This is a genomic window from uncultured Sphingomonas sp. (assembly GCF_946477935.1).
Classification (GTDB): Bacteria; Pseudomonadota; Alphaproteobacteria; order Sphingomonadales; family Sphingomonadaceae; genus Sphingomonas.
In genome coordinates, this window is the sequence record NZ_CAMLAC010000141.1 from 1 (window position 1) to 9419 (window position 9419).

The 9419-nt window shown below is 67.8% G+C and carries 12 protein-coding genes; 6 read left to right on the forward strand and 6 right to left on the reverse strand.

Annotation, left to right across the window (positions count from 1 at the left end; genetic code table 11):
* Window positions 1–706 (forward strand): NAD(P)H-hydrate dehydratase (locus Q0U08_RS13845; RefSeq protein WP_298091971.1); only part of this gene is annotated, 706 nt, incomplete at its 5' end.
* A 5-nt stretch (window positions 707–711) separates the two neighbouring features.
* Complete coding sequence (locus Q0U08_RS13850; protein ID WP_298091972.1) at window positions 712–1893, forward strand: class I SAM-dependent RNA methyltransferase; 1182 nt, start codon at window positions 712–714, stop codon at window positions 1891–1893.
* A gap of 6 nt (window positions 1894–1899) precedes the next feature.
* Here the strand turns inward: Q0U08_RS13850 and truA are convergent, their stop codons facing one another.
* Together truA and fmt are read right to left on the reverse strand one after the other, a co-directional pair.
* Window positions 1900–2640, reverse strand: coding sequence for a tRNA pseudouridine(38-40) synthase TruA (gene truA / locus Q0U08_RS13855; protein ID WP_298091973.1), 741 nt, complete (start codon window positions 2638–2640; stop codon window positions 1900–1902).
* Window positions 2637–3545 carry a methionyl-tRNA formyltransferase gene (fmt, locus tag Q0U08_RS13860; protein ID WP_298091974.1) on the reverse strand — a complete coding sequence of 303 codons (909 nt, stop codon included), beginning with the start codon at window positions 3543–3545 and terminating at the stop codon, window positions 2637–2639. Before fmt ends, truA begins: the two co-directional genes overlap by 4 nt.
* 53 nt (window positions 3546–3598) lie before the next feature.
* Here fmt and recR point away from each other — a divergent pair, with 53 nt between their 5' ends.
* The 4 genes from recR (at window position 3599) to Q0U08_RS13880 (ending at window position 7058) form a co-directional block, all read left to right on the forward strand.
* Window positions 3599–4195, forward strand: a complete 597-nt coding sequence (gene recR, locus Q0U08_RS13865) for a recombination mediator RecR (RefSeq protein ID WP_298091975.1) — start codon at window positions 3599–3601, stop codon at window positions 4193–4195.
* 31 nt (window positions 4196–4226) lie between these two features.
* Window positions 4227–4748, forward strand: coding sequence for a peptide deformylase (def, locus tag Q0U08_RS13870; RefSeq protein WP_298091977.1), 522 nt, complete (start codon window positions 4227–4229; stop codon window positions 4746–4748).
* Between the two features lie 112 nt (window positions 4749–4860).
* Window positions 4861–6303: a DNA recombination protein RmuC gene (locus Q0U08_RS13875; RefSeq protein ID WP_298091978.1), complete on the forward strand. Its 1443-nt coding sequence runs from the start codon at window positions 4861–4863 to the stop codon at window positions 6301–6303.
* A 2-nt stretch (window positions 6304–6305) separates the two neighbouring features.
* Window positions 6306–7058: an AAA family ATPase gene (locus Q0U08_RS13880; RefSeq protein ID WP_298091979.1), complete on the forward strand. Its 753-nt coding sequence runs from the start codon at window positions 6306–6308 to the stop codon at window positions 7056–7058.
* 57 nt (window positions 7059–7115) lie between these two features.
* Here Q0U08_RS13880 and Q0U08_RS13885 read toward each other — a convergent pair whose 3' ends face one another.
* The 4 genes from Q0U08_RS13885 to rapZ form a co-directional block, all read right to left on the reverse strand.
* Window positions 7116–7916 (reverse strand): RNA methyltransferase, encoded by an 801-nt coding sequence (locus Q0U08_RS13885; protein WP_298091980.1) that lies wholly within the window; start codon window positions 7914–7916, stop codon window positions 7116–7118.
* On the reverse strand, window positions 7916–8191 hold the full coding sequence (locus Q0U08_RS13890) for an HPr family phosphocarrier protein (protein ID WP_298091982.1): 276 nt from the start codon (window positions 8189–8191) through the stop codon (window positions 7916–7918). The genes Q0U08_RS13885 and Q0U08_RS13890 overlap by 1 nt, the downstream gene beginning before the upstream one ends.
* Entirely contained in the window at window positions 8188–8595 is a 408-nt protein-coding gene (locus Q0U08_RS13895) for a PTS sugar transporter subunit IIA (protein ID WP_112382380.1), read from the reverse strand. The genes Q0U08_RS13890 and Q0U08_RS13895 overlap by 4 nt, the downstream gene beginning before the upstream one ends.
* A gap of 50 nt (window positions 8596–8645) precedes the next feature.
* Window positions 8646–9419, reverse strand: a 774-nt coding sequence (rapZ, locus tag Q0U08_RS13900) for an RNase adapter RapZ (protein ID WP_298091983.1), incomplete at its 5' end; no start/stop codon positions are given.

Genomic DNA, 9419 nt, shown 5'->3' on the forward strand with positions numbered 1-9419 from the left:
ACCCGGCCCCGACTCGCACAAGTATACGCGCGGCATGGTCGCCATCGTCGCTGGCGGCATGGCGGGGGCTTCCGAACTGGCCAGCCTCGCCGCGATGCGCGCCGGTGCCGGCTACGTCCTTCATCTGGGTGAGGGACAGGGCGCCCCTCATGCTCTGGTCCGCAAGGCCTTCTCTCCGGAGGCGCTGGCTGACGACCGGATCGGCGCGATCGTTGTCGGTCCGGGGCTCGGCCGCGACGATGCGGCGCGCCACATGCTGGACGCCAGCCTGGCCGCGCATCGCCCGCTCGTCATCGATGGCGATGCCTTGCGCCTGATCGATCCTGCATCGATCCCCGCCGGCAGCATCCTGACCCCGCATGCCGGCGAGTTTGCGCATCTGTTCGGGCAGGAGGGCGACAAGATCGCACGCACCCGCCGTGCCGCGGCCCAAACGGGTGCCGTCATCGTCCACAAGGGGCCGGACACGGTGATTGCCGCGCCCGATGGCCGCGTCGTCGTCGCGGGCGCGGCGAGCCCCTGGCTTTCGACGGCGGGAACGGGCGATGTGCTGGCGGGCGCGATCGGCGCGATGCGGGCGGCCGGGCTGGATCCCTTCGCCGCGGCCGGGGCGGGGGTGTGGCTGCACGGTGCCGCGGCGCGGCGATTGGGGCCGGCCTTTATCGCGGACGACTTGGCAGACGCGCTCTCCGCCGTCAGAGGCTGATCGCCATGACCGATACCATTATCCGCGTCGCGGCTCGCGGCGACGGCATCACCGCCGATGGCCGTCACGCCGCCTTTGCCGCGCCTGGCGATGTTCTGGCCGCCGATGGCACCTTGACCCATGGGCCGCATCATCAGGTGCCGCCCTGCCGTCACTTTCCCACCTGCGGCGGTTGCCAGCTCCAGCATCTCGACGATGACAGCTACGCGGCCTTCGTTGCCGACCGGGTTTCCTCGGCGCTGGACGGGCAGGGGCTGGCCGCACCGATCCGCGCGCCCCATGTCTCACCCCCCAACACCCGCCGCCGCGCGACCCTGCATGCGGAGGCGAAGGGCGGCCGCATCCGGCTGGGCTTTTCCGAGGAAAAGAGCCACGCCATCGTCGATATCGCCGAGTGCCATATCCTGCGCCCGGAACTCTTCGCGCTGGTCGCGCCGTTGCGCGGCTTGCTTCAGCGGCTGGGATTCAAGCGCCGGTGCGACATTCACCTCGCCATGGCGGATCAGGGGCCGGACGTCACCATCACCGGCTTCGCGCCCGAGGGGCTCGACGCTGCGGAGGCGATCATCGCCTTTTGCGAGCGGCACAAGGTCGCCCGGCTCAGCGTGGATGACGGCATGGGGCCGGAGACGCGGTGGGAGCCCGAGCCCGTGACCATCACACTTGGCGGCATCGCCGTGCCGCTGCCGCCCGGCGCGTTCCTGCAGGCGACCGAGGACGGCGAGGCGGCGCTGGTCGCTGCGGTGCGTGAAGGTGTCGGCAAGGCGGGGGTGGTGGCGGACCTGTTCACCGGCCTTGGCACCTTTGCTCTCGCATTGCCTGCGCGCGTCTATGCCGCGGAAGGCGCGCGCGATGCTCTGTTCTCGCTCAAGGCCGCCGCCAATGGCGCAGGCAGGCAGGTGTTCGCCGAACATCGCGACCTTTATCGCCGGCCGCTCACCAAGCCCGAGCTCGACCGCTTCGACGCCATCGTCCTGGATCCGCCGCGCGCGGGCGCCCGCGATCAGGCGGAGGCACTGGCGCAGGCGGACGTGTCGGCGATCGCCTATGTTTCCTGCAATCCGGCCAGCTTCGCGCGCGACGCCAGAATGCTGGCGGATCATGGCTGGCGGATCGACTGGGTGCAGCCGGTCGGACAGTTCCGCTGGTCCACCCATGTCGAGCTGGCGGCGCGTTTCGTCCGGTAGGCCGGATCAGGGATATTCCGCCGAGACGAAGAACAGCCCGTCCGGCGGCGCGTTGAGCGCCAGTCGCTGGCGATCCCGCGCGGCGAGTGCGGCGCCGACATCGTCCGGCGCCCACCGCCCCATGCCGACATGGACCAGGCATCCGACCATCGACCGGACCTGATGGTGCAGGAACGAACGTGCCGCCGCGCGCACCGTCACCCGGTCGCCGGCGCGCGATACCTCCAGCCGGTCGAGCGTCCGCACCGGGCTGTCCGCCTGGCAATGGGCCGATCGGAAGGTGGTGAAGTCGTGCCGCCCGAGCAATTGCGCCGCGCCTGCCGCCATCGCCTCCGTGTCCAGCACATGCGCGACCTGCCAGGCGAGCCCCTTCTCATGGGTCAGCGTCGCGCGGCGGTTGACGATGCGATATTCATACGCGCGTCCGGTACACGAAAAGCGCGCATGCCAGTCGTCCGCCACCACGTCGCACGCCAGCACCGCCACCGGCGCCGGCCGTACGCGGGCGTTCAGCGCCTCCATCAGACGAAAGGGTGTGATCGGCCTGGCGATATCGACATGGGCACGCATGCCGAGCGCATGGACGCCGGCATCCGTCCGCCCCGATGCATGCACCGCCACCGTCTCGCCGGTGATCGCGAACACGGCCTCTTCCAGTGCCTGCTGCACGCTCGGCCCATGCGACTGTCGCTGCCACCCCATGAAAGGCCGGCCATCATATTCGATCAGCAGGGCAAAGCGCGTCAAAGCCGGGTTCCCGAGGGCACCGGGAAGCCGCGCAGCATCTCGGCCGCGCTGGTCACGCTCTTGCCCGCGCGCTGGACCAGCGTCGGCCGGATCGCGCCGTCGCCGCATGCGATCGTCAACTGGTCATCCACCGTTTCGCCCGCGCCGTAGAAGCTGAAGGGCAGCACATCGGCGGCAAGGATCTTCACCCGCTCGCCCTGTATCTCGCACCATGCCCCCGGTGCCGGGTTCATCGCACGCACCAGCCGCTCGACCTCGATCGCCGGGCGCTCGAAGTCGATGCGCGTCTCCGCCTTATCGATCTTGGCAGCATAGGTCACGCCGTCTGCCGGCTGCGCGATCGCCGGGTACGCGCTCAGGTCCGCCAGCACCTGCGTCATCAGCCGCGCGCCCAGTTGCGCCAGCTCCTGCGTCAACGCACCCGTCGTCTTGTTCCCGATCGGCGTCCTCGCCTCCAGCCGCACCGGCCCGGTGTCCAGTCCAGCCTCCATCTGCATGATACCGACGCCCGTCTCCACATCGCCCGCCAGGATCGCCCGCTGGATCGGCGCCGCCCCCCGCCACCGCGGCAGCAGGGAGCCGTGCACGTTCAGGCAACCATGCACCGGCGCATCCAGCACCGCCCGCGGCAGGATCAACCCATAAGCCGCCACCACCGCGACATCGGCACGCAGATCGTTGAAGGCGGCTTGTTCGTCTGTGCCCTTCAACGATACCGGCGTACGTACCGGAATGCCCAACTCTTCCACACGAGCCTGGACGGGGGAGGGCACCAGTTGCCGTCCCCGCCGCCCACCCGGTCGCGGCGGCTGGCTGTAGCTCGCCACCACGTCATGGCCTGCCGCCACCACCGCATCCAGTACCGGCACCGCAAAGCCCGGCGTTCCCATGAAAACGATCCGCATGCCTGTCCGTCTCCCCGCTGGCGGCGCGGCGCGCAACCCCCTATCTGTTCTCCATGGCATCCCCAGAGATCGAGGCGCTGACCCAGGCGCTTGCCCGCCTCCCCGGCCTCGGCCCCCGCTCCGCACGCCGCGCCGTCCTCCACCTGCTGAAAAAGCGGGAAGCCGCGCTGGAACCGCTGTTGACCGCGCTTGCGGCCGTAGAGGACCGGCTGGTGACATGTGCCACCTGTGGCAACATCGATACCGCCGATCCGTGTGCGATCTGCGCCGACAGCCGGCGGGACGACCGGGCGTTGTGCGTGGTGGAGGAAGTCGCCGATCTTTGGGCGCTGGAGCGTTCGCGGTTGTTTCCGGGGCGCTTTCATGTGCTGGGCGGGCGGCTGTCCGCATTGGAGGGGGTGCGGCCGGAGGACCTGTCGATCGATCATCTGATCCGCAGGGTCGAGGCGGGGAGCGTGGACGAGGTGGTGCTGGCGATGAATGCCACGCTGGAGGGGCAGACGACCGCGCATTACATTGCCGAGCGGATCGAGCGTTTTCCGGTGCGCGTAACCCAGTTGGCGCACGGCCTGCCGGTCGGCGGCGAGCTGGACTATCTGGATGAGGGCACGCTGGCGCAGGCGCTGCGCGCCCGCAGGCCGGTCGCTTGACGGCGTGGGGGGCGCCCCCTAGCTGACGGGCATGGCTATTCTTCCCATCGTCGAAGTTCCCGATCCGCGTCTGCGCCTCGTCTCAAAGCCCGTCGAGACGATCGACGACGATGTGCGCGCGTTCGTGGCGGACATGTACGACACCATGTACGACGCGCGCGGCATCGGCTTGGCGGCAATCCAGGTCGGCGTCGACAAGCGCATTCTGGTGATCGATCTGCAGGACGATGAGGATGAGGAAGGCAAGCCCATCCGCAAGCCGGCGGCGTACATCAATCCCGAGATCCTGTCGGTCTCCGACGAGATGTCGAGCTACAACGAAGGCTGCCTGTCGATCCCCGAGCAATATGCCGAGGTGAAGCGGCCCGTGTGCTGCCGCGTCCGCTGGCAGGACGAGCACGGCGCCATGCATGAGGAAGAGCTGGACGGGCTGCTGTCGACCTGCATGCAGCATGAGATCGACCATCTGAACGGCGTGCTGTTCACCGATCATGTCAGTCGCCTGAAGCGCGACATGCTGATGAAGAAGCTGGCGAAACTTCGCCGCGGGTGAGCCACTGCCGGGCATGGCATACGGACGGCGCAAATAATCGTTGTTTGTGACCCCGCGTTCGATCTATGTTCCGGTGCATGTCGCCAGTCACCATCAATTCAAGGCCGTCGAAATGCCCGAACTGATCGTCGTCGCAGTGCTTGCGCTGGGGCTGGGGGCGCTGATCGGATGGCTTGTCGCGAGCCGGGCGGGGCAGCGGCTGGCGGCGGATCTGGCGGCTGCACAGGCGCGTGTTGTCGATCTTGATCTGCTTCGCGCGGCGCGCGATGCGGTGGAGCGCGAGCGGAACGAGGCGATGCGGGAGGCGGCTGAGTTGCGCGGTCGGGCGGCCGAGCTGGAGCCGTTGCGGGCGGCGCATGCTGCGGCGAATGCGGAACGCAATGAGGCGGTCGCCAAGCTGGCGGAGCTTCGTGCGCGGGCGGACGAGCGCGAGGCGGCGCATGCGCTGGCGCTGGAGCAGCTGAAGGCGGCGCGCGAGCAGATCGGGGTACAGTTCGGGGATACGGCGGCCAAGGCGCTGGAGGCGGCGCAGCGGCAGTTCCTGGAGCGGGCCGAGGCGCGGTTCCGCCAGTCGGAGGAAGCGTCGGGGCAGTCGCTCAAGGCGCTGCTGCAACCGGTGAGCGAGCGCCTGCAACGCTATGAGGAAGGGGTCGCCAAGGTCGAGCTGGAGCGCCGCGATGCCTTTAGCGAATTGCGCGGGCAGATCGATGCGATGCGCATCGGTCAGGAACGCGTGTCCGGCGAGGCCGCCAAGCTGGTCAACGCGCTGCGCAACGCACCCAAGGCGCGGGGCCGCTGGGGCGAGCAGCAGCTGCGCAACGTGCTGGAAAGCTGTGGCCTGTCCGAGCACACCGATTTTCAGATGGAGGTCAGCGTCGCGGACGGCGAGGGTGGCCGCCTGCGCCCCGACGCGATCGTGCGCGTGCCCGGCGGCAAATCGCTGATAATCGACGCCAAGGTGTCGCTGAACGCCTATCAGGATGCGTTCGGCGCGGTGGACGAGGCGGAGCGGCAGATCGGCCTGTCCGCGCATGCGCAGTCGATGCGCACGCATATCAACGGGCTGGGCAACAAGGCCTATTGGGCACAGTTCGACGACGCGCCGGAATATGTGGTGATGTTCGTGCCGGGCGAACATTTCCTGTCGGCCGCCCTGGAGCATGATCCGGGCTTGTGGGATTTCGCGTTCGAGAAGCGGGTGCTGCTGGCAACCCCGACGAACCTGATCGCGATCGCGCGAACGATCGACGCGGTGTGGCGTCAGGAGAAGCTGGCCAAGCAGGCGCAGGAGATCGGCACGCTGGGCAAGGAATTGTACCAGCGGCTTGCGGTGATGGGCGGTCACGTCGCCAAGCTGGGCAAGAACCTGGATACCGCGATGGGTGCCTATAACGCATTCGTCGGCAGTCTGGAGAGCAACGTGCTGACCAGCGCGCGGCGGTTCGAGGCGCTGAATATCGATACCGGTGGCAAGACGATCGATCCGCTCCCTCTGGGTGAACAGCACACCCGCCCTCTCACCAAGTTGGCGGCGCTGCCGGACGCGGCGGAATAGTCATGGCGCGGCACCGTGCCACCACGCTGCCGCCGCCCTATCTGAAGCGCATCTGGCTCGATCCCAACCGGGCGAACGAAGAACGCGACTATCCCTTTGATCTGCCGATGTTTCGAGCCGGCAATTTCGAGCTGCGCTTCGACCGCGCGGTGACGATCATCGTCGGTGAGAACGGGGTCGGTAAATCGACGCTAATCGAGGGCATCGCGGCGGTCGCAGGCTTCGACCCGGCAGGTGGCGGCCCCGGATACAGACCCGTCGATCATAGTCGAGCGTTGGAGCGCAACGGAGACGCGCTTGGGACCGCATTGCGGGCAAGCTGGCTCCCCAAGGTCGGACAAGGCTGGTTCTTCCGAGCCGAAAGCTTCTTCTCCGTCGCGCGCTATCTGGATGAAGTTCATAGCCCCTACGCCAATTTTCTGGCTCATTCCCATGGCGAGGGCTTTCTGCGCTTCTTCGAGGAACGCTGCGCTCGGCCGGGCATCTTCTTCTTCGACGAGCCGGAGTCGGCGCTGTCACCCCGTCGGCAGTTCGATTTCCTGAAGATCCTACGCAGCATCCAGGCGGAGGCGCGTGCACAGGTCATCATGGCGACGCATTCGCCGATCCTGATGTCGCTTCCGGGCGCCCGCCTGCTCTTGATGACGCGCGGTGGGCTCGATCCGGTCACTCCGGGGGATACCGCGCATTTCCGGCTCTATCGCGAATTCATGCTGGATCCGGCCGGAACGATCGAGGCGATGCTGGAGGATTGAGTTCGCGGACGCGCGGCACCGCAGACCCGAGCCGCGCTTCGGCCCAGCGGATGACCTTCATCCTCGCTGCTGGGCAAGCACCTCATAGGCCATGACCGCGGTCGCCACCGCGGCATTCAGGCTGTCCGCCTTGCCGAGCATGGGAATCTTCACCAGCGTGTCGCATGCGGCGGCATAGGCCGCAGGCATCCCTTGCGCCTCGTTCCCGGTGAGGAGAAAGGTCGGCGCCGCATAGCGCACGCCGCGATAGTCGTGATCAGTATCCAGACTGAGCCCGACCAGTTGCCCGGACCCCTGTCGCAGCCATTCGAGAAACACCTCCCAGCCCGTCTGCACCACCGGCACGGTGAAGAGGGCGCCCATGCTGGCACGCACCGCCTCGACCGAGAAGGGGTCGACGCATTCGCCGATCAGGATCAGGCCGCCGGCACCGACCGCATCGCCGGTGCGCAGGATCGTGCCGAGATTGCCGGGATCGCGCAGGCGTTCGGCAACCAGCCAGATACCGGCGGATGTCCGGTCGAGCGCTTCGAGGGACGTGCCGAACTCGTCGAACACGCCGACAACGGCTTGTGGGTTATCCTTGCCCGACAGTTTCGACAGAATGTCCGGCGTCGTTTCGATCGCCTCGCCGCCACTCTCCTCGACCGCGGCGACGAGATCGCGGACGAGGGGATGGTGGGCACTCGGCCGGGCAAAGAACAGGAGTCGGGGCAGGCGGCCGGTTTCACGCGCTTCCGTCAGGATGCGCAGCCCTTCGGCCAGGAACTGGCGCGCTTCGCGGCGGTGGCGCTTGTCGCGCAGGTCGCGGACGCGCTTGACCAGCGGGTTGGAATAAGCGGTAATCTCGCGCGGCATCAGTCTTCGCCGAACTTGCCTTCGACGAGAGCAGCCAGCGTCGCGATCGCGTCCTCCGCGCCGAGGCCGTTCGCGCTGATCGTGATCTCGTCGCCCATCGCCGCGCCCAGCATCATCAGGCCCATGATCGACGTGCCGGTCACCGTGCCGCTGCCGTCCTTGGCGACCTGCACCTCGCACGGCTGGCTGGAGGCGAGGGTGACGAACTTGGCGCTGGCGCGCGCGTGGAGGCCGCGCCGGTTGGTGATCTGCACGGTGCGCGACAGGCCGCTCATGCCGCAGCCTCGCCCAGCACTTCGGAGGCGACCGAGATGTATTTCCGCCCCGCCTCACGCGCGGCGGCGACCGCATCGACGACCTTCATCGACTTGCGGGCCGAGCCCAGGCGGATCAGCATCGGCAGGTTCATCCCCGCGATGACCTCCACCCGGCCGCGTTCCATCAGCGAGATGGCGAGATTGGAGGGCGTGCCGCCGAACAGGTCGGTCAGCACGATGACGCCGCGGCCGGCATCGACCTGGCCGATCGCGGCCGCAATGTCGGCGCGACGCGTTTCCATGTCATCCTCCGGCCCGATGGCGATCGTCGCCACGCGCTCCTGCGGGCCGACGACGTGCACCATCGCGGTCACGAACTCATCCGCGAGCCGACCATGCGTCACAAGAACCAGACCGATCATGTCAGACACGTACATCCATCACAAATCTTTGCCAGCATTGTTCTTGGGCATCACGGCAGTTCGGAAGGCGCCGCCGGGCGTCGCCCCTCCAGCGAGTCCTTGGGGATCGCCCCCAGATCGCGGTGTGTCACCGTGGGCGAAAATCCCGCTTCGCGCAACCGTGTGCCGATCCGTTCGGCGACATGGACGGATCGGTGTCTCCCTCCGGTACAACCGATCGCAATGGTGACGTACGATTTTCCTTCCGCCTGATATCGCGGCAGAAGGGTGATCAGCAGCGCCTCAAGCTGTGCCAAAACGGGCTCATAGGCCGGATCGGCTTGAACATAGGTGGCGACGTCGGCGTCGAGGCCGGTGCCAGGGCGCAGGGTCGGGACCCAGTGCGGGTTGCGGAGGAAGCGCATGTCGAAGACGAGGTCGGCGTTGCGGGGGAGGCCGCGGGAGAAGCCGAAGGACATGACGGAGAGCACGGGCGCGCTGAGCCCTGCGACCGGATAGGCGGCGCGCACCCATTGGCCAAGGTCGTGCGCATTCATGTTGGTCGTCTCGACCAGCCGGTCGGCGCGCTCGCGAAGCGGACCGAGCAGCGCGCCCTCCTCGCTGATCCCGTCCTGTGCGGGGCGGTCGAGCGCAAGCGGGTGGCGGCGGCGGGTTTCCGAATAGCGGCGCTTCAGTTCGGCCGAACCACAGGTCAGGAAGAGCGTTTCGACCGCGAGATCGGACCGTTCGTGCAGTTGCTGGCTGCGTTCCATGAAGGCGACGGGCGCAAAGCCGCGGGTGCGAACGCCGAGACCGACCGCCAGGGGGCGGAGTTCGGGCGAGGC